Annotated in this window: 22 protein-coding genes; 13 read left to right on the forward strand and 9 right to left on the reverse strand. The window is 63.2% G+C overall.

All coding sequences use genetic code 11. The features are described 5' to 3' along the window. Positions 1–165: 165 nt before the first annotated feature. The 5 genes from ACFOJ9_RS24170 to ACFOJ9_RS24190 all read left to right on the forward strand — a co-directional run bounded on the left by ACFOJ9_RS24170 (position 166) and on the right by ACFOJ9_RS24190 (position 4,894). On the forward strand, positions 166–1,227 hold the full coding sequence (locus ACFOJ9_RS24170) for an extensin-like domain-containing protein (protein WP_378988021.1): 1,062 nt from the start codon (positions 166–168) through the stop codon (positions 1,225–1,227). Between the two features lie 115 nt (positions 1,228–1,342). Beyond that, positions 1,343–2,146 carry an extensin-like domain-containing protein gene (locus ACFOJ9_RS24175; RefSeq protein WP_378982019.1) on the forward strand — a complete coding sequence of 268 codons (804 nt, stop codon included), beginning with the start codon at positions 1,343–1,345 and terminating at the stop codon, positions 2,144–2,146. A gap of 200 nt (positions 2,147–2,346) precedes the next feature. Then, entirely contained in the window at positions 2,347–3,048 is a 702-nt protein-coding gene (locus ACFOJ9_RS24180) for an LssY C-terminal domain-containing protein (protein WP_378982021.1), read from the forward strand. A gap of 54 nt (positions 3,049–3,102) precedes the next feature. Then, positions 3,103–3,477 carry a hypothetical protein gene (locus ACFOJ9_RS24185; RefSeq protein ID WP_378982023.1) on the forward strand — a complete coding sequence of 125 codons (375 nt, stop codon included), beginning with the start codon at positions 3,103–3,105 and terminating at the stop codon, positions 3,475–3,477. Positions 3,478–3,583: 106 nt separating this feature from the next. Then, positions 3,584–4,894, forward strand: coding sequence for a hemolysin family protein (locus tag ACFOJ9_RS24190; protein ID WP_378982025.1), 1,311 nt, complete (start codon positions 3,584–3,586; stop codon positions 4,892–4,894). 27 nt (positions 4,895–4,921) lie between these two features. Here ACFOJ9_RS24190 and ACFOJ9_RS24195 read toward each other — a convergent pair whose 3' ends face one another. Continuing rightward, the gene (locus tag ACFOJ9_RS24195) at positions 4,922–5,170 is read right to left on the reverse strand and encodes a DUF1127 domain-containing protein (RefSeq protein WP_378982027.1); all 249 of its coding nucleotides are present in this window, start codon (positions 5,168–5,170) and stop codon (positions 4,922–4,924) included. Positions 5,171–5,418: 248 nt separating this feature from the next. On the opposite strand from ACFOJ9_RS24195, the gene ACFOJ9_RS24200 reads away from it, so the two are divergent. After that, the gene (locus ACFOJ9_RS24200; RefSeq protein WP_378982029.1) at positions 5,419–6,936 is read left to right on the forward strand and encodes a winged helix-turn-helix domain-containing tetratricopeptide repeat protein; all 1,518 of its coding nucleotides are present in this window, start codon (positions 5,419–5,421) and stop codon (positions 6,934–6,936) included. Between the two features lie 65 nt (positions 6,937–7,001). On the opposite strand, the gene ACFOJ9_RS24205 is transcribed toward ACFOJ9_RS24200, so the two are convergent. After that, positions 7,002–7,928, reverse strand: a complete 927-nt coding sequence (locus tag ACFOJ9_RS24205; RefSeq protein ID WP_378982031.1) for a DMT family transporter — start codon at positions 7,926–7,928, stop codon at positions 7,002–7,004. A gap of 103 nt (positions 7,929–8,031) precedes the next feature. Next, entirely contained in the window at positions 8,032–9,012 is a 981-nt protein-coding gene (locus ACFOJ9_RS24210) for a quinone oxidoreductase family protein (RefSeq protein ID WP_378982033.1), read from the reverse strand. Positions 9,013–9,108: 96 nt separating this feature from the next. Here ACFOJ9_RS24210 and ACFOJ9_RS24215 point away from each other — a divergent pair, with 96 nt between their 5' ends. Next, positions 9,109–9,513 carry a winged helix-turn-helix transcriptional regulator gene (locus ACFOJ9_RS24215; RefSeq protein WP_378982035.1) on the forward strand — a complete coding sequence of 135 codons (405 nt, stop codon included), beginning with the start codon at positions 9,109–9,111 and terminating at the stop codon, positions 9,511–9,513. A gap of 165 nt (positions 9,514–9,678) precedes the next feature. Continuing rightward, the gene (locus tag ACFOJ9_RS24220; RefSeq protein WP_378988023.1) at positions 9,679–10,401 is read left to right on the forward strand and encodes an MBL fold metallo-hydrolase; all 723 of its coding nucleotides are present in this window, start codon (positions 9,679–9,681) and stop codon (positions 10,399–10,401) included. Between the two features lie 60 nt (positions 10,402–10,461). On the opposite strand, the gene ACFOJ9_RS24225 is transcribed toward ACFOJ9_RS24220, so the two are convergent. Next, positions 10,462–11,067, reverse strand: a complete 606-nt coding sequence (locus ACFOJ9_RS24225) for an NADPH-dependent FMN reductase (RefSeq protein WP_378982037.1) — start codon at positions 11,065–11,067, stop codon at positions 10,462–10,464. 91 nt (positions 11,068–11,158) lie between these two features. Between ACFOJ9_RS24225 and ACFOJ9_RS24230 the strand changes: the two genes are divergently transcribed. After that, positions 11,159–11,527, forward strand: a complete 369-nt coding sequence (locus tag ACFOJ9_RS24230) for a winged helix-turn-helix transcriptional regulator (RefSeq protein WP_378982039.1) — start codon at positions 11,159–11,161, stop codon at positions 11,525–11,527. A 149-nt stretch (positions 11,528–11,676) separates the two neighbouring features. Here ACFOJ9_RS24230 and ACFOJ9_RS24235 read toward each other — a convergent pair whose 3' ends face one another. From ACFOJ9_RS24235 to ACFOJ9_RS24250, 4 genes are all read right to left on the reverse strand, one after another. Further along, a complete protein-coding gene (locus ACFOJ9_RS24235; RefSeq protein WP_378982041.1) occupies positions 11,677–11,880 on the reverse strand; it encodes a hypothetical protein in 204 nt (67 codons plus the stop codon). 116 nt (positions 11,881–11,996) lie between these two features. Then, positions 11,997–12,392, reverse strand: a complete 396-nt coding sequence (locus tag ACFOJ9_RS24240) for an acyl-CoA thioesterase (RefSeq protein ID WP_378982043.1) — start codon at positions 12,390–12,392, stop codon at positions 11,997–11,999. Positions 12,393–12,532: 140 nt separating this feature from the next. Beyond that, positions 12,533–13,606 carry a histidinol-phosphate transaminase gene (gene hisC / locus ACFOJ9_RS24245; protein ID WP_378982045.1) on the reverse strand — a complete coding sequence of 358 codons (1,074 nt, stop codon included), beginning with the start codon at positions 13,604–13,606 and terminating at the stop codon, positions 12,533–12,535. A gap of 128 nt (positions 13,607–13,734) precedes the next feature. Continuing rightward, positions 13,735–14,676, reverse strand: a complete 942-nt coding sequence (locus ACFOJ9_RS24250) for a phosphoribosylaminoimidazolesuccinocarboxamide synthase (RefSeq protein WP_378982047.1) — start codon at positions 14,674–14,676, stop codon at positions 13,735–13,737. 205 nt (positions 14,677–14,881) lie between these two features. Here ACFOJ9_RS24250 and ACFOJ9_RS24255 point away from each other — a divergent pair, with 205 nt between their 5' ends. Genes ACFOJ9_RS24255 through ACFOJ9_RS24265 form a run of 3 tightly spaced genes read left to right on the forward strand, consistent with a single transcriptional unit; the run spans position 14,882 to position 18,623 of the window. Further along, positions 14,882–16,498: a GMC family oxidoreductase gene (locus ACFOJ9_RS24255; protein WP_378982049.1), complete on the forward strand. Its 1,617-nt coding sequence runs from the start codon at positions 14,882–14,884 to the stop codon at positions 16,496–16,498. Beyond that, a complete protein-coding gene (locus ACFOJ9_RS24260) occupies positions 16,495–17,709 on the forward strand; it encodes a mandelate racemase/muconate lactonizing enzyme family protein (protein ID WP_057143496.1) in 1,215 nt (404 codons plus the stop codon). The genes ACFOJ9_RS24255 and ACFOJ9_RS24260 overlap by 4 nt, the downstream gene beginning before the upstream one ends. Further along, positions 17,706–18,623: an NAD(P)-dependent oxidoreductase gene (locus ACFOJ9_RS24265; RefSeq protein ID WP_378982051.1), complete on the forward strand. Its 918-nt coding sequence runs from the start codon at positions 17,706–17,708 to the stop codon at positions 18,621–18,623. The genes ACFOJ9_RS24260 and ACFOJ9_RS24265 overlap by 4 nt, the downstream gene beginning before the upstream one ends. 79 nt (positions 18,624–18,702) lie before the next feature. Here the strand turns inward: ACFOJ9_RS24265 and ACFOJ9_RS24270 are convergent, their stop codons facing one another. Beyond that, positions 18,703–19,641 carry a diacylglycerol/lipid kinase family protein gene (locus tag ACFOJ9_RS24270; RefSeq protein ID WP_378982053.1) on the reverse strand — a complete coding sequence of 313 codons (939 nt, stop codon included), beginning with the start codon at positions 19,639–19,641 and terminating at the stop codon, positions 18,703–18,705. Positions 19,642–20,340: 699 nt separating this feature from the next. On the opposite strand from ACFOJ9_RS24270, the gene ACFOJ9_RS24275 reads away from it, so the two are divergent. Further along, positions 20,341–20,775 carry a DUF4383 domain-containing protein gene (locus ACFOJ9_RS24275; protein ID WP_378982055.1) on the forward strand — a complete coding sequence of 145 codons (435 nt, stop codon included), beginning with the start codon at positions 20,341–20,343 and terminating at the stop codon, positions 20,773–20,775. Positions 20,776–20,781 lie beyond the last annotated feature (6 nt).

Here is a 20,781-nt window from a genome sequence, read left to right on the forward strand (position 1 = left end):
TGCGGCGCAGGCAACCTCCTTGCGTTGGCGCCGTTGAGGGCCATGGGGTCGTTTGTCCTTTCCCGAACATGCAGGATTGCGTTGGTCATGGCCGTCACGGCCTTGCTGGTGATGCCGGCCGACGCCAGACATCGCCATCGGCAGCACAAGCCGCTGACGCCGCGGGTGGAGCAGCCGCTGACACCGCGGGTCGATCAGCCTCTGAAACCGCGGGGCGGACAGCGCCTGAAACCACGGGGCAAACGGCACGTCACGCGCAACCAGACACAGCAGAAAACGCAGGCTCCGCTGCCCTCGCCGGCCGATGTTCCGGTGCCCGGGCCCGGTATTCCGGTGCCCGAGCCACGTCCGGCGGACGCTCCAAAGGCCGACGCTGCAAAGACCGAGGAGCAGAAGACGGAAGGTCCAAAGACCACCGGAGCGCCCGACCGGTTCAATGAAGAAAAGTCCCATCAAAAAAAGCAGGCACGCCCCCAGCCGTCGGCCCCGGAGCCGTCAGCCGATACGGAGAGCGAACCGGAGCCGCCAGCGGTCGCACCAACGCCGACACAAAAGCCTGACATCGCAGAGCCCGAGGCTCAGCCGCCGGCAGTCGCCCCTCAGCCGCCGCCAAAGCCGACGGATGCAGGCGACGAGAAGATGCTGCCCGACCCGCGCTCGGCCGATCTGCCTGACGGCAAGATGCCCGCCGAGGAAGTCGCTTGCCGCGAGCGGCTGAAGACCCTCGGCGTCGAATTCGAGGAGCACAAAGCGGAAAGCAATCCCAAAATCGGCTGCTCGATCCCTTACCCGATCGTGCTCAAGACACTCGGCAAGTCGATCGCCATCGCGCCGGGCACCGAGCTCAATTGCCCGATGGCCGAGGTGGCCGCGCGTTTTGCGGCAAGTGTCATCCAGCCGGCCGCGAAAGCCGATTTCGGCGCCGATCTGAAATCGATCGGCCAGGCATCGGCCTTTGTCTGCCGGCCACGCAATGGCACACGAAAACTGTCGGAACATGCCTTCGGCAACGCCCTCGATATCGCCAGCTTCACGCTGTCGGACGGCAAGAAGATCGAGGTCGGCCCGGCGCCGCCCGAGAAAGAGGGCAAATTCCTCAACGCCGTGCGCAAGGCCGCCTGCGGACCCTTCAAGACCGTGCTCGGACCCGGCGCCGACCCCGACCATTCCCTGCATTTCCATCTCGATCTCGAGCCGCGCCGGCATGGCGGAACGTTCTGCCAGTGAGCGCAATTAGCCGAGACCGCGCCGCAATTCGGCCGCAGGCATGAACGCGGGCGCTGAGTTTTCCTTTACCCTTGATCGTTAAAATGCCGGATATCTGGGAACAGGGATTCCGCTAATGGCCGGGATATTTGCCGCCGTGCGGCAATGGAGACGTATGCGCACGGCAGTCGGCGGGCTGGCCGCCGGCCTCGCCGTCGTGGCGCTTTCGGCCTGCAACACCGGCAGCGTGCTGTCGCTTGAACCGGCCGTCGACGTCGGCTCGCAGACAGCGGCCGTGCCGCAATATGCCGGCATGCAGAAGCTTGTTCCCTCCAATCCCTACATGACGCAGGCCGCCTATCCGCGCATGGACGAGCCGATGTCCCCTGTCGAGCAGATGCCGGCCAGTGAAACCGACTGCCGCCAGCAATTGAGGCGCCTCGATGTTGCTTTCACTGACCTGGCGCCGATCCATGAAGGTCAGTGCGGCATCGATTATCCGGTCAAGGTTTCGGCCATCGGCAACATCCAGATGAAGCCCGCCGCGACGCTGACCTGCGACATGGCCGCCACCTTTGCCGGCTGGACCAAGAACGAACTCGTTCCCTCCGCCCACTGGCGCTACTTCTCCGGCGTCAAGACCATCCACCAGGGCTCCAGCTATTCCTGCCGCAGGATTGCCGACGAAGGCGTCTTGTCCGAGCACGGCAAGGGCAACGCGCTCGACGTCATGAGCATCGAGCTCAACAATGGCGACGACATCGACGTGCGCAAGCCCGGCCTGTTCGCCTTCCGCACCCGTGGCTTCCTCAACAATGTGCGTGCCGACGGCTGCCAGTATTTCACCACCGTGCTCGGCCCCGGCTACAATTACGACCACCGCAACCATTTCCATTTCGACATCAAGAACCGCAAGAGCGGTTATCGCGCTTGCCGCTAAAGCAATTCCAGGAAAAGTGTGAAACGGTTTTCCCGGGAAAAGCGCATAGCGCTTTCCCCTGGGAATTGCGTAAAAACAAATAGTTAGAGCGGTTGGCCGTTTCTCTGAAACGGTGAGCCGCTTTAGATCGATGCCGGGTACCCTTTGCGGAAATGCCACGACACCGCCTAATGTGATGCCGGAACGTTTGAGCGGCATTCATGAGCCAACGAAGCCTTCGGCGACGCTTTGTAACCTGGGTGGCGGCCTTGCTGGCCGCCTATCTGGCGCTCGCCTATTTCGCGGCACCTGAATTCTGGACATTCCGCGATCGCGGCTTTCGCAGCCAACACTTCGAGATGGTGACGCACACGCCGCAAGGCATTCCGGGTGACCCCATCAATGTCGGCCTTGTCGGCACGCAGAAGGAGGTGGTCCATGCCTTCGCCGTCGCCGGCTGGGACACCGCCGACGCCGTGACCTTGAAGACCGCGATCGAGATCGGTGAGAGCGTGTTGTTCGACCACCCCTATCCCGATGCGCCGGTCAGCCAGCTGCTGTTCGACGGCCGCACCCAGGATCTGGCCTTCGAAAAGCCGGTCGGCGGCAGCGCCGATCGCCGGCACCATGTTCGCTTCTGGCAGACCGGTGCGACCGGCGATGACAGCCGGCCGCTGTGGCTGGGCTCGGCCAGCTTCGATCGCGGCGTGGGACTGAGCCACGACACCGGCGCCGTCACCCATCATATCGGCCCCGACATCGACGCCGAGCGCGATTTTCTGATGCGCGACCTGGCCACCGCCGGCATGCTGATCTCGACGAGCGACATTGCAGGCATTGGCGCAACAACCACCGGGCGCAATGGCGGCGGCGATCCCTATTTCACAGACGGCGAGGCGATTGTCGGTATAGTCAAACGGTAGGTCGCACGGGCCTCGCAAGCTGAGACAGTCCGGCGGTTTCAAAAGGAGGTTTTGATGTTCGACGCGGAAAGTGTGGTGACTAGCTACTGCAGGGCCTGGTTCGACCCGGAACCTGAGGAGCGTCGCCGGCTGTTGTTCGCCTCATTCGAACCGGAAGGCACATACATCGATCCGACGGTGCATATCTCCGGAGCCGAGGCGCTGCTCCATCACATTGATCAGGTGCTGAAAGCCCGTCCGGGCTTCTGGCTCGAACGGACGACCTTGGTCGACGTTCATCATGACTTCCTGCGTTTTGGCTGGGTGCAGAGAGGCGAAAACGGATTTCGAGGCACCGACAGCATGGATATGTGCCGCGTTTCCAAGCAGGGAAAGCTGTCGATGGTCGTGGGCTTTTTCGGACCCTTCAGAGCAATGCCAAATCTCTGACGGTTCCCTCACCGCTGCGGATGCAGCCTGACCGAAATACCGATCATTTCTCAAAAAACACGCCGGACTATTTTCGAAGACCCCGCGGCAATGCTATTGACCGCTCATGCTATACGTCGAAATCGCTATCGTGGTCGTCCTCATCTGTGTGAACGGCCTATTGTCGATGTCCGAACTTGCCATCGTCTCGTCGCGGCCGGCCCGGCTGAAAGCGATGATCGACCGCGGCGTCAATGGCGCCGGCCGCGCGCTCGAGCTTGGCTCAAATCCCGGCAAATTCCTGTCCTCGGTGCAGATCGGCATCACCCTGGTCGGCGTGCTGTCGGGCGCCTTTTCCGGCGCCACGCTCGGCGAACGACTGGCGCAGTTCCTGGCTTCGACCGGTATGCGCGAGGCCGTCGCCGATCCGCTCGGCGTCGGCATCGTCGTCGCCATCATCACCTATTTCTCGCTGATCGTCGGTGAACTGGTGCCCAAGCAGATCGCGTTGCGTGACCCTGAAAGGGTCGCCGCCAGGGTCGCTCCGGCAATGACCATCCTCGCCACCGTTTCGGCGCCGCTGGTCTTCCTGCTCGACTTTTCCGGCCGCGCCATCCTGTGGTTGCTCGGCCAGCGCGGCGAGAGCGAGGAGAAGGTCACCGACGAGGAGATCAAGATGCTGGTCGCCGAGGCCGAGCATCACGGCACCATCGAATCCGACGAGCGCCGCATGATCGCCGGCGTCATGCGGCTTGGCGACCGCGCCGTGCGCGCGGTGATGACGCCGCGCACCGAGGTCGACTGGATCAATCTGCAATCCGACGAGAGCGCGATCCGCAAGCTGCTGATGGAAACCCAGCATTCGCGCCTGCCGGCCGGCGACGGCGGTGTCGATATCATGGTCGGCGTCGTCCAGACGCGCGACGTGCTGGCCGCCCTGCTTGCCGGCCGCGTGCTCGATCCGCGCAGCCATGTGCGCGCCGCACCCATCGTCTATGATCAGGCCGACGCGCTGGATGTGCTGCAGAAGCTCAAGGAATCCGACGTGCCGATGGCGCTGGTGCATGACGAATACGGCCATTTCGAAGGCATCGTCACCCCGGCCGATATCCTCGAAGCCATCACCGGCGTGTTCCGCGCGGACACCGACGCCGGCGACGAGGAGAACGCCGTCAAACGCGAGGACGGCTCATGGCTGCTCGCCGGCTACATGCAGGCCGACGAGATGGCCGACATTCTCGGCATCGACCTGCCGGAAAACCGCGACTACGAGACCGTCGCCGGCTATGTGCTGGCGCACCTGCACCACCTGCCGGCGACCGGCGAATGCGTCGATGCACAGGGCTGGCGCTTCGAGGTGGTCGATCTTGACGGCCGCCGCATCGACAAGCTGATCGCCACCCGCCTGCCCGGCGTTCACCGCGAGGCGGTGCGCTGACTGTCGACGCGATGTGCAGCATTCGCTCTATCGCTGCCAGAAGGGCTTGGCGATCTCTCCCTCTACCTGCTGTATCGTCAGACCGATATCGTCGATCAAATGCGGATTGTCCTTCGACATTTGCCTGAGTTGCCAGCGAAAGCGTATCCGCTCGCGCCAGGTCCGATCATGCCAGATCGCGATAATGCTTCGCAGGGCCGTCAGGTGCCGACGCGAAGCCGGCTCCACGGCCGTTTCCGGCCGCGCTGCACAATGCGGGGCAAGGGTATTGGTCATGGCAACCTCCATATGGTTTGAGGGCCGAGGGGCTCTCGAATGAGGTTGAATTCTGCGCGATACGGACAGCGCCGTAATTAAGCCCTCCCAAATAGTTCTCAAAACTTCCAAACCGGGTAGAGCAGTTTTCCGGTTAACGGAACCGGCAAACTGCTCTAACTCTTTGTTTTGACGCAACTCCCAAGGGAAAGCGCGACGCGCTTTTCCCGGGAAAACCGTTTCACACTTTTCCTGGAATTGCTCTATAGATGCGCCCTATGCAGGGATCGCGCTTTGCCTTTGGTCCGTTCGTGCTTGATCCGGGTGCGGGAACGCTGCTTCGGAACGATGTGCCCGTTGCCGTTGGCTACCGCGGGCTAAGTCTGCTCGCGGCGCTCGTCGGACGGCCCGGCGAAATCCTGGGCAAAGCCGAGTTGATGGACGCGGCGTGGCCGGGCACGGCAGTCGAGGAGGGCAACCTCACCGTCCAGATCGCACAGCTGCGCAAGCTGCTTGGCCCGGCCGCTGACGGCGGTGAATGGATATCCACCGTTCCGCGCGTCGGCTACCGCTTCGCAGGCACCGTCGAACAGCTCGCTGGCGCCAAGCGAAAGCCCTTGCCGCTGCCCGGCAAACCATCGATAGCCGTGCTGCCCTTCGTCAATGTCAGCAACGATCCCGAACAGGACTCCTTCGCCGATGGCTTGACCGAAGACCTGATCACCGACCTGTCCAGGATCTCCGGCCTGTTCGTCATCGCGCGCAACTCGGCCTTTGCCTACAAGGGAAAGGCGACGGACGTGCGCGAGATTGCTGAGGATCTTGGCGTGCGCTACCTGCTGGAAGGCAGCGCAAGACGCGCCGCGGGGCGCGTGCGCATCAACGCTCAGCTGGTCGACGCGGTGAGTGGCGATCATCTGTGGGCGGAACGCTTCGATCGCGGCCTCGAGGATATCTTTGCCGTTCAGGACGAGGTGACGGCCAAGATCGTGGAGGCGTTGCTCGGCCGGCTGCGCGCGCCGCCGCCGCGCAATCGGCCCAACAATCTCGAGGCCTACGACCTCTGCGTGCGGGCGCGCAAGCTGATCGACGACTCACCGCAGATGGCGCAGGAAGCGCATCTGATGCTCACGCGCGCGGTGTCGCTCGATCCGGATTACGCCGAGCCCTATCGCTGGCTTGCCATGAACCACTGGATGGGACGGGTGCATTGGGGCGGACCAACTGAAGTTGCCCGCAGCGTTGCCTTGGAGCTGGCCCGCAAGGCCGTGGCGATCGATCCCAACGATGCCGGCTGTCGCTGGATCCTGGCTTACCTGCTTGCCTATGAGCGCAGCTTCGCCGAGGCGGATGCCGAATTCGCCAAGGCGATCGAGCTCGACCCGAACGAGGCCGACACCTGGGCGGCATTGTCCGACATCGCGGTCCTGGCCGGGCGGATCGAAGAGGGCCTCGAGCATATCAGCAAGGCGTTCCGGCTGAACCCGTTTCCGGCAAGCTGGTACTATCTGACGCTCGGCCAGGCGCAATATGCGGCGCGCGACTACGAAGCCGCTATCGAGACACTGCGCAGGGACGAGACCTATCGCACAAGCTCACGCCGTTTCCTGGCGGCAAGCCTGGCGCAACTCGGCCGGCTCGACGAGGCGCGCGCGGAGGTCGAACTGTTCCTCGTCGGCAACCCGCATTTCACAACCCATCACTGGGCGACGACCGAGCCATTCCGCGACGCAGCTATGCTTGAGCATTTCGTCGATGGTTTTCGCAAGGCCGGTCTTCCGGACTGACGCGCGGGCGCGACCCGGGCATCACATGGCGCCGACGGGACTCCAAGACAGGATGACTTGCTCCCTCAAACCGCCGCCTCGATTGGCTCGGCAAGCCTGGGATTTGCCCGCGCGGCGATCAGGCAGCCGGCGACGATCAGGCATGCTCCGGTCAGCGTGGTCCAGGTCGCCTCCTCGCCGAAGAAGAACCAGCCGAGCGCGACCGCCCAGATGAAGGCCGAGTATTCGGTCGGGATCAAATATTGCGCTTCGGCGCGGGCGTAGGCCCAGCTCATCAGGAATTGGCCGGCAAGCGACAGCACCGTCACCCCGGCCAAGGGAAGCCAAAGATCGGTCGGTAGGGCGACGGCAAGCCAAGGCGCTGCGACACCGAGGATGATTGCAACGCAAAGGTTCTGGAACAACATGATCTCGACCGGTTTGGCCAACTGCGCCTGTTGCCGGGCGAGGATCAGATTGTAACCGTAGAACACCGTCGATACGAGCACCGCTGCCGTGCCGAGCATGGCATCTTGCGAATAGCTTGCCTGCCCGAACTGGCCGGCCATGATGATCGCGACGCCGGCGATACCGGCCAGCGATGCCCAGACGGCCTGCCGCCGGATCCGTTCGCCCAGCAGCAGCGCGGCGAGGAAAAGCGCAAACAGGGGCGCGACGAAGCTGAGCCCGATCGCCTCCGCCAGCGGCAGCCTGGCAAGGCCCCAAAAGAAGGATATCAGAACGATGCCGACAATTGCGGCCCGCAGCGCATGCAGCCTCAGCACCGGAAGGGTCGGCTTTGAGCGCGGCCCTGCCGACCAGGCCGCGCCCGCGACCACAGTCGCGACCATGCTACGCCACAGCACCGTGTTGTAGACGCCGACCGCAATAACCAGGGTCTTCATCGCCGCATCCATCCCCGACAGCAGGAAGATCCCGAGCGCACATACGAGCACGGGTATCATCGGGGAAACGGCGCCGGTCAGGCTGGATGTCTTCACGGCTTCACTCATGTGACGGATTGCAGCCGGATATCCCAGAGCAAGGGGCAGGACCAGATGGCAGGACCATCGATGTAGAGGTCCAATCCCGATTGGCGTCGTGTCCGCCGCGACGCTAAGGCACCAGCACCACCTTGCCGGTCGAGCGCCGCTCCTCCTGCAGCCGGTGCGCTTCGCCGGCCTGGTTGAGTGGAAAGCGGCCGCCGATCGTAACCTGCAGCCGGCCGCTTGCCGCCAACTGGAACAGCTCGAACAGGCTGGCTCTCAGCACGTCCCCGGACAACAACGGCAGCAAGGCGAACCCCCTGAGCGACTGGTTGCGGCCGATCATCGCCTCCAGATCGGAAGCCGCGAGCGCATAGCGGCCAAGTGCCGCGAACACCAGTTCGCCGCCAGGCGCCAGAACCTGCAGCGACGCAGCCGTCAGTGCGCCGCCGACCGTATCGTAGATGATGTCGACGCCCTCCCCGCCTGTAATGTCGCGGACGCGGGCGGGCCAATCCGGCTTGATATAGTCGACCGCGGCATCAGCGCCGAGCGACAAAGCGAGATCGAGCTTGGCCTTGCCGCCGGCGGCCGCGATCACCTGGCGTGCACCCTTCAGCCTGGCCAGCTGGACAAGCAACGTTCCCACGCCGCCCGAGGCGGCCGGCACCAGCACTGACTTGGCTCGCGGCGGGCTTTGCCGAAGCAGATGAAAGGCCGTCAGCCCCTGCACCATCAACGCCGTCGCATCCTCGAACGAAAGCGCATCCGGCAGCGGCACGGCGAGGTCGGCTGACATCGTCACCTGCTCCGCATAGCCGCTGTGAGGACGCTGCGACATGAACAGCGGCGCCGCGACCCGAGTTCCCAGCAACGCAGCATCGACCCCTTGCCCAACTGCCTCTACGACGCCCGCCGCCTCGACGCCCGGGATCATGGGAAGTTGTGGCGTCACCGCGTAGCGGTCCGCCCGCATCAGAACTTCGAAGAAGTTGATGCCTGCGGCATGGACGCGGATCAGCACCTCGCCGGTCTGCGGCACCGGTGCCGGCAACTCGATCACCTCCAGCAGGTCGGGACCGCCGAAACGGCTAAGTTGAATGGCTTTCATGGCAAACTCCGATCCACTGGCATCGGCCGTGGTTTGCCACTATCTGCGGAGCCTCGACTACACACTCATTTGTCCCCTGCTGACCAGGAGGTGACCATGCCCGATCCCAAGAAAATGCCCATCAAGAGACTGCCGATGCTGCCGGCGGAACGGGCGCTGAAAGTGATCTCGGGGCGCTGGAAGGCGGTTATCCTCTACCATCTCTTCGACGGCCCCCGGCGGCTGTCGGCGCTCAAGGCGCTGATGCCGGGCATCACCCAGAAAGTGCTGATCCAGCAGCTTCGGGAGATGGAAGAGCACGGCCTCGTCAGCCGCGAGATCTTTGCCGAAGTGCCCTCGCGCGTCGAATACTCGGCGACGCGCCTCGGCCTCAGCCTCGAGCCGATCCTGCTGGCGCTCTGCCAATGGGGCCAGCACCACGCCGATGAGCTCAACGAGGCGGATCGCCTCGTCGACTGCATCATTCGGCCGAGACAGGCGACGCACGCACAAATGGCATAAATCGAATTGACGGGGCGGGTTGCCGACGCGGGCTGCCCATCTCAAATTCTCGATTGTCTACAGAACGGATCGGAAAAAATGCACCGCATAGCTTCGGGCGACCTTCATTCGACCTACAATCTTGGTGACTTGCGCATCACCTCCTTGCGCGATGGCTATGTCGACATGCCGATCGGACGGCTTCGGCAACGCGGCAACAAGCCATTTGGCGATGAATTGCCGGAACAAGTCCCGTTGGTTGGTGGTCAACTCAGGCTTTCCGTCAATGCCTTCGCGATTGACGATGGAAATGAGATCATCTTAATCGATACTGGCGCCTCGAATGCCTGGCATCCCACTATGGGCCGACTTCCCGAGGCGCTGGACGAAGCTGGCATCGATGTCGGACGAGTCCGCGCCGTCTGCCTCACCCATACGCATCTCGACCACATCCATGGTCTTGTGCTTGCCGACAGCCGGGACGCTTTCCCGCGCCTGGCGCGCTTGCTCGTTCCCAGGGAAGAACTCGGCCTTTTTCGCGCCGAAGCCCGGCTTGAACGATTTCACGGCATGGCGGAACCATTCGAAGCCGGAGACCGTATCGGGACACATGTCGACATTGTCGACGCCCATGGCCATGAAGTGGGACACAGCTGCTTTCGTGTTTCGAGCGGCGGCGAACGAATTTTGATTTGGGGCGACACCGTTCACGTCCCATCGCTTCAGTTCGATCGACCTGAGGTGACGTGGGAATTCGATGCGGATCAGGACCAAGCGCGCGAAAGCCGGTTGCGGCTGCTGGCGCTTGCAGCCGACGATCATTATTTCGTTGCCGGCGCGCATCTGGATTCGCCCGGCATTGGCCGCGTCGTCCGATCCGACGCCAGCTTTCGATTTGAGCCGCTATAATTGAAAAAGGGCGGCGCAAGCGCCGCCCCGGATCCTTGGGAGGATAATTCGAACCGGCGATCAGGCCGCCTTGACTTCCTCGGCGACGGCGTCGGCCTGACGCGCTGCCTTGAGCACCTTGGCCCACCACGCAACATCGTTGACCAGCGCCGTGGCGGCCTGGTTCAGATGCTCGAGATCTTCCAGCTTCTTCTCGCCCTGACGGACGGCGAGGAAATCGCCCCAGGCGATATGGACAGCCGACTTGACCGGCGCCATCTGCAACTCGACGGCATGAAGGCGGAGCTGTTCGACGGCGCGCGCGCCACCGACGCTGCCATAGCCGACGAAGCCGGCGGGCTTCTTGTTCCACTCATTGGCGGCGTAGTCGATGGCGTTCTTCAGCACGGCCGTCGGACCATGATTGTATTCCGCGGCGGTGAAGATGAAGCCGTCGAATTCGGCGACCTTCTTCTGCCAGCGCTGTGCCACTTCATTCGTCGACGGCACCCAGGCGGAGGATGCGACCTCGTCGAAGAACGGCAGCGGGAAGTCGCGCAGGTCGACGACTTCGACGTTGATGTCGGCATGCGACTTGGCGATCTTGGCGATCCACTGGGTTGGCACGTCGGCGAAACGCGCGGCGCGCGTCGATCCGACGACGATGGCAATTTTGGGTTTGGACATAAGGGGGCTCTCCTTGCAGGAAGTACTGGTATCATTTGGATACCTGCGCTATATGAGATACTGCAAACGCAATGCACAAGAAGGCACTTTTTTGTTACCGAGGCACCCCCACCGCACCGAAGACTGCCGCGCCATCTCGGAAATCCTGCAGCGCGTCGGCGACAAATGGACCGTTCTGGTCGTCGGCAAGCTGGGCGACGGACCGCTGCGCTTCAACGAATTGCGTGCAGCCGTCGGCGGCATTTCACAGAAGATGCTGACCACCACCTTGCGCGGGCTGGAGCGCGACGGCTTCGTCACCCGCACCGTGTTCCCGACCATTCCGCCGCGTGTCGACTATGAGCTGACCGAGCTCGGTCACGAACTGCTGGTCCCGGTCAGCGCGCTGGGCGAATGGGCGCGCAAGAACACCACCCGCGTCAAGGCGGCGCGCGAAAAATTCGACGGCATGCATGCCTGAAACCCTTGCGTTGCAAGGGATGCCATCCGTGGGTGACGACGGCTTCACCTGATCCGGGATTCCATTTCGGTCGCTCGAGTCGTTGCCCGCTGGGACGCGCTGTGCTCACAGGCGGATTGCCCTCGTGCCCATCTTCTGACGGCTGCCGCTCAGGCTCCTGACGTGAGGTCGTCGCATCGAACCGCGGCACAGATATCACACCGCGCAGCCCGCTCGCCGAGGTCCTTGTGGTCATGCGTGCAGGCAATGCGCGAGATGTCTGCCTGCACCTCGGCATAAGCGGTCACGCCGAGCAGGCAGGTCGTCGCGACCAAGGCTGCCACGAGCCAGCCGTTCAGCATATGTTGACGCATTGTCTCCCCTCCGACGCCCGCACAATCGGGCATGGAGGCAACCATTGGATGTCGCGAAACGCGTCTCTCGCACAGGCACTGTTACAATTGCCCTGGATAGGAGAAACGGGCTTTCGTCAACTCTCCGCTGGAACGGCCTTTGGCTTGCCGTCGCCATCCAGCGCCACCATGACGAAATCGGCATGCGTGACCTTTTCCATCAGGTCGGAGAGGTAGCGCTGCGCCCAGGCTTCGACCTTGAGCGTCATCGAGGTGCGGCCGACACGCTCGACATGGGTGTAGATGCACAGCGTGTCGCCGATCTTCATCGCCTTGGCGAAAGACATCTCTTTCACGGCAGCCGTCACCACGCGACCCTTGGCGCGCTCGGCGGCACGTATGCCGCAGGCAAGGTCCATCTGCGCCATCACCCAGCCGCCGAAAATGTCGCCGGCGGCATTGGCGTCCGAAGGCATGGCCAGCGTGCGCAGCGTCAGATCGCCGAGCGGCCGTCCTTCAGCGTACTGCACCATGGGAAAATCCTTCGAGACCGGTTGCCCCCGATCCCGTATCGTCATGGCGCCGACAGGTCAACGCGCCACTGGACAATGTCGCCGGTGCAGTTCAGCCATGGGTGTGCAACGCTGCCGTTGCGATCTGCCTGACAGCGGGCCTACATTAGCGGCGGCGTCTCAAGAAACTCTGCCAGAGCGTCCGTCAGACGGTCCAGATCCGCCTTCGATCCGACGGTGATCCGGATGAAGTCGGACACCCGCGGTCCGGAAAAATGCCGGACGAGAATGGCGCGCTCACGCAGTGCCGCTGACAGGGCTTGGCCGGTGTGGCTTGGGTGACGGGCAAAGACAAAATTGGCGCTGGAAGGCAGAACATCGAACCCAAGCTGGATCAGGCTGGCGGTCAGATTGTCCCGATTTTCGATGATGATTGATCGTTTCTGTTGGAAATCCGCCTCGTCCTGGATTGCGGCAATGGCACCCGCCTGCGCTGGCTGCCCGAGCGGGTAGGAATTGAAGCTGTCTTTGACCCGCGTCAGGGCTTCGATCAGTGCCCGGTCGCCGATCGCATAGCCAACGCGAAGGCCGGCGAGCGCGCGGGATTTCGACAGGGTCTGGACCACCAGGAGATTGGAATAGTCGTGGATCAAGGGCGTGGCGCTTTCAGCGCCGAAGTCGACATAAGCCTCATCGATGACCACAGGCACATCGGCCCGCATGCTCACAAGGCGTTCGATCTCCGCGCGCGACAGGGCGATCCCCGTGGGTGCGTTCGGGTTGGCGATGATGATGGAGCCGCCCCGATCGCGATAATCGGCGATGCGAACGTTCATCTTGCCGTCGAGCGGGATCGCCTCGTGATCGATGCCCAACAGCCGGCAGTAGACGGGATAAAAGCTGTAGGTGACGTCCGGAAAAAGCACGGGCTTGGACTGCTTCAGCAACGCCGCGAAGGCGTGGGCGAGCACCTCGTCCGAACCGTTGCCGACGAAGACCTGCTCAGGCACAACACCGTGATATTCGGCCAGCACCTCCCGGAGACGCGTGGATTGCGGATCCGGATAGAGGCGCAGCGTGTCGGAGGCAGCCAATCGGATGGCTTCGATCGCCATTGGAGACGGCCCAAAGGGGCTTTCATTGGTGTTCAGTTTCACCAAGCCTGGAATCCTAGGCTGTTCGCCGGGCAGGTATGGCGACAGACCGCGGGCAAGCTCCGACCAATAGCGGCTCATGCATTCCTCTCCCGCTGCATAGTCCCAAACAGTGATGAAGTTTCGGATTCCTGCGGTCAAGGCGCGCGACTGGATAATGTCGCGTTCTGCCGACTGCATCACCCAGCGAAGCTCACTTGGCTGCTAGTCTAAAAGTAACGCTCAAGGTTCGAGCGGATGCGATCCAGAACGGTACGCCCGGAAAGATCCGGAGAAAATTCCTTGCCGGTGATTGCCTCATAGGCCTGCGCATAGACCCGCGACGCCTGTTCGACGATCTCGTCGGGTATCTCGGGAATCGGGTCCTTGTAAGGATCGCATCTGGCCGACACCCACGACCGGATGAAATCCTTGTCGAAACTCTCCGGCCGCGTGCCGCCCGCGAGCGCCTGTTCGTAGCTTGCCGCGATCCAGTACCGGCTGCTGTCGGGCGTGTGGATTTCGTCGGCAAGAATGATGGTCCCGTTCTTGTCGGTGCCGAATTCGTATTTCGTGTCGGCCAGGATCAGGCCACGTTCGGCGGCACGCTGCTGGCCACGGGCGAACAGCCGCAAGGCATAGTCCGATACCGTCTCCCACTGCGCTGGCGTAAGCAGGCCCTGTTCGAGGATCTCGGCTTTGGACAGCGGTTCGTCATGACCGCCATGCGCGGCCTTGCTGGTCGGCGTGATGATCGGCTCCGCCAGCTTCTCATTGTCGCGCAGGCCGTCCGGCAAGCGGATCCCATACATGTCGCGGTCACCGCGCTTGTAGCGCGTCAGGATCGAGGTGCTGGTGGTTCCCGCCAGATAGCCACGCACGACGATCTCGACCGGCAGGATGTCGAGCCTTGTGCCGACGACGACGTTCGGGTCGGGGTATTCGAGAACATGGTTCGGGCAAATATCGGCGGTTTCCTCGAACCAGTACCGCGCCGTCTGGGTGAGGATCTCTCCTTTGTAGGGAATCGAGGTCAGGATGGTGTCGAAGGCACTGAGCCGGTCGGTGGCGATGATGATGCGCCTGCCATCCGCAAGGTCGTAGTTTTCGCGGACTTTGCCGCTGTAGTGGCCCGGCAGTTCGGGGATGAACGCGTCAGGAAGGGTCCGCATGTGATTTCCTGCCTTCCGCAGATTGGCCGATGCCATCGCATAGGCCGTCAAGCCGGTGCATATCAAGCGCGATTGTCGGGAATCCCCGCAAACCCGACCGGTTCGACGGTCGCTTTTTTCACAACTGATGCCGGAAGGCACAGCGACTTGGCAACCCCGTCGCGTCTAGGCTGCGGCCAGTTTTCCGGAGCCGCCCATTTCAATCATGCAGACCTATGATTTCATCATCGTCGGCTCCGGCTCGGCCGGCTCGGTCCTGGCCGACAGGCTCTCCGCCTCGGGGCGCTTCTCGGTGCTGGTGCTGGAGGCCGGCGGCACCGACCGCCGCTTCTACGTGCAGATGCCGCTCGGCTACGGCAAGACCTTCTTCGATCCGGCGGTGAACTGGAACTACAAGGCCGAGCCGGACCCTGGGCTCGCCGGCAATACCGACCACTGGCCGCGCGGCAAGCTGCTCGGCGGTTCGAGCTCGATCAACGCCATGGTCTGGATCAGGGGCGCACGCGAGGATTTCGATGCTTGGCGCGCCGCCGGCAATCCCGGCTGGGGCTATGACGACCTGCTGCCCGCCTTCAAGGCGCTCGAGGACAATCAGGCCGGCGCCGACACATGGCGCGGCACGGGCGGCCCGCTGCATGTCACCGACTGTTCGGAGGCCGTCCATCCGCTGACCAAACGCTATCTGGCCGCCGGTCAGCAGGCCGGCCTGCCGCTCAATCCGGATTTCAATGGTGCGGCCCAGGAAGGCGTCGGCATCTACCAGATCTCGACTCGCAACGGCCGCCGCATGTCGGCGGCGCGCGCTTTCCTGCGCCCGGCAATGAAGCGCGCCAACGTCCGCGTCGAGATGAATGCGCTGGCGACCAGAGTGCTGTTCGAGGGCAAACGCGCCGTCGGCGTCGAATATCTGCAGAACGGCGAGACCAAGACGGCACGTGCCGGCCGCGAGGTCATCCTGTCGGGCGGTTCGGTCAACTCGCCGCAACTGCTGCAGCTGTCCGGCATCGGCCCCTCCGCTCTGCTTGGTGGTCTGGGCATTCCCGTCCTCCATGCCAACGAAAATGTCGGCGCGCATCTGCAGGACCATGTCGGCATCAACTACACCTTCAAGGGCCGGCTGCCTACGCTCAACCAGACGCTGCGTCCCTGGTGGGGCAAGCTGCTGGTCGGCATGCAATACATCCTGACCCGTTCCGGCCCGCTGTCGCTGTCGATGAACAATGCCGGCGGCTTCTTTCGCACCGACCCTGCGGCGACGCGGCCCAACATGCAGCTTTATTTCCAGGCCTTCTCGACCGTCATTCCCAAGAGCGGCGAGCGCCCGATCCTAACGCCGGACCCGTGGCCGGGCTTTTCCATCGGCCTGTCCAACTGCCGGCCATCGAGCCGTGGCGAGATCATGATCCGCTCCAGCAACCCGCGCGACTATCCCAAAATTGTCGCCAACGCCTACTCCACCAATGCCGATGTCGAGGAGATGCTGGCGGCGGTGAAGTTCGTGCGCAAGATCGCCTCGATGCCCGCAATGGCCGAGATCATCGAGGAAGAGGTTTTGCCTGGCCCTTCAATCACTTCGGACGCCGATCTGATCCAGGATTTCCGGAAACGCTCCGGCACCGTCTATCACCCGGTCTCGACCTGCCGCATGGGGCCCAACCCCTCGCGTGCCGTCGTCGATCCGCGCCTCAAGGTACACGGCCTCGAAGGTTTGCGCGTCATCGATGCCTCGATCTTTCCCGACAACATCACCGGCAACACCAACGCCGCCTCGATCATGACCGGTTGGAAGGGCGCCGAACTGGTTCTGGAGGACCAAAAATGAAGATCACCGACGTCAAGACCTGGGTTGTCGGCAACCCGCCGCCCGGCATCGGCGGCAAGTATTTCATCTTCGTCAAGCTGACCACCGATGGCGGCGTGGTCGGCTATGGCGAGGCCTACAACGCCACCTTCTCCGCCCATGTCACGGCGAAGATGGTCGAGGACATGGCCGAGCGCTATCTCGTCGGCCGCGATCCGCACGACATCGAGAACTTCTTCCGCCGCGCCTATTCGTCCGGCTTCACCCAGCGCCCCGATGTGTCCGGAATGGGCTGCTTCTCGGCGCTGGAAATGGCTTGCTGGGACATCATCGGCAAGGAGGCCAACAAGCCGGTCTACAAACTGCTCGGCGGCCAGGTGCACGAGACGCTGCGCTCCTACACCTATCTCTACCCGCACACCGGCAGCGTCCATTCCGAGGACGCGCCTGACGGCAAGAACGTCTACAACGACCCCGATCTCGCCGCCGCCTGCGCGCTCGAATATGTCGAACAGGGTTTCAATGCCGTCAAGCTCGACCCGGCCGGCCCCTATACCGCCTTCGACGGCCATCAGCCGCGCCTCGTCGACATCGATGTCTCCACCCGCATGATCAAGGCGATCCGCGAGGCGGTCGGCACCCGCGCCGACATCCTGTTCGGCACACACGGCCAGTTCACCGCGTCCGGCGCTCTGCGCATGGCGCGCGCCATCGAACCCTATGATCCCTTGTGGTTCGAGGAGCCGGTGCCGCCTGATATGCCCGAAGTCATGGCGCAGGTCGCCCGTGGCACCTCGATCCCGATCGCCACCGGCGAGCGGCTGACGACCAAGTTCGAGTTCGCCCGCGTCATCGAGAACCGCGCCGCGACCATTTTGCAGCCGGATCTCGGCCGTTCCGGCGGCATTCTCGAAACCAAGAAGATCGCTGCCATGGCCGAGGCCTACCACATCCAGATCGCACCGCATTGCTATTGCGGGCCGATCGTCGGTGCCGCCAACATCCAGCTGGCGGTAACGCTGCCCAACTTCCTCATCCTGGAATCGCTGAAGCAGTGGGACGGTTTCCACGCCACGCTGCTGAAGAAGAAGATCGAATGGCAGGACGGCAATGTCATCCCCTCGAAGGAGCCCGGCCTCGGCGTCGAGCTCAACGAAGCGGTCTGCGACGCTCACCCCTATACGGGCAAGGACCTGCATCTGCAGATGATGCAGACGCCGCTGATGCCGTGAGCGAAAGCTACGCCTTCATCGGCCTTGGTCATCTCGGCGGCAACCTTGCCGCCAGCCTGATCCGCAACGGCTTTGCCGTCACCGTCTTCGACCGCGATCCCACCGCCGTCGAGCGCCTCGTCGCGCTCGGCGCCACTGCAACGAGTAGCCCTGCCGATGCCGCAGCACGGGCCGGTAACGCCATCTCCTGCCTGCCCTCGCCGAAGGTCAGCGAAGCGGTGCTGGCCGGCCCCGGCGGATTGCTCGAGGGCTTGCCCCAGGGCGGCACCTGGATCGAGATGTCGACCAATGGCCGCGACGATATCATGCGTCTGGCGGCCCTCGCCTCGGCGAAAGGCGTCGAGACACTGGAATGCCCGGTCACTGGTGGCGTGCATCTGGCGGCGGCCGGAAAGATCACCGCGCTGGTCGGCGGCGATGCGGCGCTCTATGCGCGCCATCGTCCGGCCATCGAAGCGATGTGCGCACGCTCCTTCCTGATGGGCCCGGTCGGCTCGGCGGCGGTGATCAAGGTCATCACCAACATGCTCGCCTTCATCCATCTCGTCGCCGCCGGTGAGGCGCTGATGCTGGCCAAACAGGGCGGGCTCGACCTTGCTCAGTCCTACCACGCCATCGTTGCCTCCTCCGGCAACAGCTTCGTCCACGAGACCGAAAGCCAGCTCATTCTCAATGGCTCCTACGACATCGGCTTCACCATGGATCTGGCGCTGAAGGACCTCGGCTTCGCGCTCGCCATGGGCGAGCAGTCAGGCGTGCCGCTCGACCTGGCATCGCGCGTCAACGCGATTTTTCAGCAAGGCAAGGCCGCCTATGGCGGCGCCGCCTGGTCGACCCAGATCGTCAAATTGCTGGAAGACGCGGTCGGCACCGACCTGCGGGCGCCCGGTTTTCCGGCCAAACTCGAACTCTGACGCCAGCTGGATATCAAGCGATTTCAGGTTGTTGGATGGATTGGTGGATCCATCTGAATCAATCCGTTAATGACTTGATTCAGTATCTGAGCGTCAGCGCGCCGGGCAGAATCTCGAAGGTCGCGGGTATGCGTCCCGGCGACTCGCCGTCTATGTCGACCAGCGCGCCATTCTTCTCGACGTCGCCGAGCGGTTCGACCACCACTTTCCTGCCGCGCAGGATGGTGATGTCAGGATGATTGCGGTGCCGGCCGCCATAGAGCAGGCGGATGTCCCAGATCAGCTTCAGCTTGCCGGCGGCGCGCAGGATGACGATGTCGAACTGCCCGTCGGTCAATTCGGCATCCGGCGCGATCATCATGCCGCCGCCGAAGAATTTTCCATTGGCCACCGCCACCAACGCCATGCGCGCTTCCACCGGGGCGCCATCGTCGACCGTGATCCTGACGTCCTGGAAGCGGTAGCGGATGAACTCGACCACGGTGCGCCACAGGAACAGCGCCTTGGCCGACATCTTGCCCTTGCGCTTGTCGGCGTTGACGGCGCGGTCGGTGGCGCCCGACAGGCCGAGGCTGGCGATGTTGATGAAGTGCCGGCTGGCCAGCGCGCCATGCTCGTCGATGTAGCAGATGCGCCCGGCATCGACCTTGCGGGCCTTGGCCTCGGCGATCCATTTCAGTGTCGCATCCACCTCCTTCGGCAGGCCGAGCCCGCGCGCGAAATCGATGCCGGTGCCGCACGGCAACAGGCCAAGTTCAGTGATCCGGCCACTCTCCTGGGCTGCCTGCAGCAGCCCGTCGGCCACTTCGCTGGCGGTGCCGTCACCGCCGGCCGCGATCACCAGATCGAAGCCGCTCATCGCGAGATCGATTGCCAGCCTTTCGGCATCACCTTCGGCCTGCGTCTCGCGCAGTTCGAATTCGCCGAAATGCTTCTTCAGCGACGCGGCGACCTCAGGCCAATGCCGTTTGAGCCGGCCGCCGCCGGCAATCGGATTGAGAACCACCCCGACTTTCAAGCACACCCTCCCGCAAGGACATCGAAACGCTTGGCACCTCGAATCCTTTGCCGGCATTGAAGCCCGCACCGGCCGGCAGGGCAAGGGCCGAATGTCCGCCGCTGCCGCCCATCATGAGGGATAGGAAAATCCCGCTATCCCTGATTGATCCCCGATAATCCCGTTATCCACAGGCCCATGGCCATTCCCTAAGACCCTTACCCGGCGTACGTTAAACCCATCTCAGGCGGCTACCGATCGCCCAGCCGAAAGGCGAAGTGAAAGGCGGATTTCCTGAGGCCCGTACGGCCCGGATCGAGAGCAGGCTTGCCTGGTCGAGGGATGGATGCCGAGACCTACGGGGCCGCGGAAAGCGTGCCAACGCCTACGGCGGACCGATGCTGCCATGAAGGACGGCAAAAACCTTCGATGGTGCGCAGGGCAAAGCTCGCAAGGGTGGAGACCGGCGTGGTCCCGAACGGACGCTGCTTTCGGGTGGCGGACTGGCAGGACCGTCAAAATCAAGGCCGGCAAGGCGCGACGACTTTACGGAAGTTGCTGCCGCGACCGTGTCCTGATCTGACAGGGAGGCGCTGGGAGAAATCCCGGCGCCGACTGTGTTTGTGACCTATTTCCCACATTTTTACGGTGTTTTCGGCTGGGGCTGCAACCGGCGGTAAAATCGGCTAACGTTCGGCGTCACTCGGAGGGGGATACTTCATGACGCTGATCCAGAAGCTTGCCGTTGCCTATGCCTTCCTGTTCTTCGGTGTCGTCGCCATCGGCTACATACCGGCGTTCAACGATGCCGACGGCAATCTGTTCGGCCTGTTCTCGCTGCAATGGTATGACGACCTGCTGCACGCCTTCTCCGGCGTTTGGGCGCTGGCCGCCGCCTTCATCTCGCACCGCCAGGCAGTGTTCTATTTCAAGCTGTTCGGTTCGGTCTACCTGTTCGACGGCGTGCTCGGGCTGATCACCGGTTCCGGCTGCCTCGATGCCGGCATCTTCATCAACGGCTTCCGCTCCCTCAACGATATCGAATTCCCGGCTCGCTTCTTCGCCAACCTGCCGCACATCGTCATTGGCGGCTTCGCCGTCTATGTCGGCTTCTGGTTGGCCAAGCGCATACACGACCACTTCGCCACGGCCTGATCGGGC

The organism is Mesorhizobium cantuariense (genome assembly GCF_042647205.1).
GTDB classification, from domain to species: Bacteria; Pseudomonadota; Alphaproteobacteria; order Rhizobiales; family Rhizobiaceae; genus Mesorhizobium; species Mesorhizobium cantuariense.

Bases quoted from the DNA above. Each gene is read 5' to 3' on its own strand.
- ACFOJ9_RS24185 (WP_378982023.1), top strand. From the start codon at position 3,103: ATGTTCGACGCGGAAAGTGTGGTGACTAGCTACTGCAGGGCCTGGTTC.
- ACFOJ9_RS24255 (WP_378982049.1), top strand. From the start codon at position 14,882: ATGCAGACCTATGATTTCATCATCGTCGGCTCCGGCTCGGCCGGCTCG.
- ACFOJ9_RS24275 (WP_378982055.1), top strand. From the start codon at position 20,341: ATGACGCTGATCCAGAAGCTTGCCGTTGCCTATGCCTTCCTGTTCTTC.
- ACFOJ9_RS24175 (WP_378982019.1), top strand. From the start codon at position 1,343: ATGGCCGGGATATTTGCCGCCGTGCGGCAATGGAGACGTATGCGCACG.
- ACFOJ9_RS24200 (WP_378982029.1), top strand. From the start codon at position 5,419: ATGCGCCCTATGCAGGGATCGCGCTTTGCCTTTGGTCCGTTCGTGCTT.
- ACFOJ9_RS24215 (WP_378982035.1), top strand. From the start codon at position 9,109: ATGCCCGATCCCAAGAAAATGCCCATCAAGAGACTGCCGATGCTGCCG.
- ACFOJ9_RS24190 (WP_378982025.1), top strand. From the start codon at position 3,584: ATGCTATACGTCGAAATCGCTATCGTGGTCGTCCTCATCTGTGTGAAC.
- ACFOJ9_RS24250 (WP_378982047.1), bottom strand. From the start codon at position 14,676: ATGCGGACCCTTCCTGACGCGTTCATCCCCGAACTGCCGGGCCACTAC.
- ACFOJ9_RS24195 (WP_378982027.1), bottom strand. From the start codon at position 5,170: ATGACCAATACCCTTGCCCCGCATTGTGCAGCGCGGCCGGAAACGGCC.
- hisC (WP_378982045.1), bottom strand. From the start codon at position 13,606: ATGAGCCGCTATTGGTCGGAGCTTGCCCGCGGTCTGTCGCCATACCTG.
- ACFOJ9_RS24180 (WP_378982021.1), top strand. From the start codon at position 2,347: ATGAGCCAACGAAGCCTTCGGCGACGCTTTGTAACCTGGGTGGCGGCC.
- ACFOJ9_RS24210 (WP_378982033.1), bottom strand. From the start codon at position 9,012: ATGAAAGCCATTCAACTTAGCCGTTTCGGCGGTCCCGACCTGCTGGAG.
- ACFOJ9_RS24260 (WP_057143496.1), top strand. From the start codon at position 16,495: ATGAAGATCACCGACGTCAAGACCTGGGTTGTCGGCAACCCGCCGCCC.
- ACFOJ9_RS24205 (WP_378982031.1), bottom strand. From the start codon at position 7,928: ATGAGTGAAGCCGTGAAGACATCCAGCCTGACCGGCGCCGTTTCCCCG.
- ACFOJ9_RS24225 (WP_378982037.1), bottom strand. From the start codon at position 11,067: ATGTCCAAACCCAAAATTGCCATCGTCGTCGGATCGACGCGCGCCGCG.
- ACFOJ9_RS24240 (WP_378982043.1), bottom strand. From the start codon at position 12,392: ATGGTGCAGTACGCTGAAGGACGGCCGCTCGGCGATCTGACGCTGCGC.
- ACFOJ9_RS24220 (WP_378988023.1), top strand. From the start codon at position 9,679: ATGCCGATCGGACGGCTTCGGCAACGCGGCAACAAGCCATTTGGCGAT.
- ACFOJ9_RS24235 (WP_378982041.1), bottom strand. From the start codon at position 11,880: ATGCGTCAACATATGCTGAACGGCTGGCTCGTGGCAGCCTTGGTCGCG.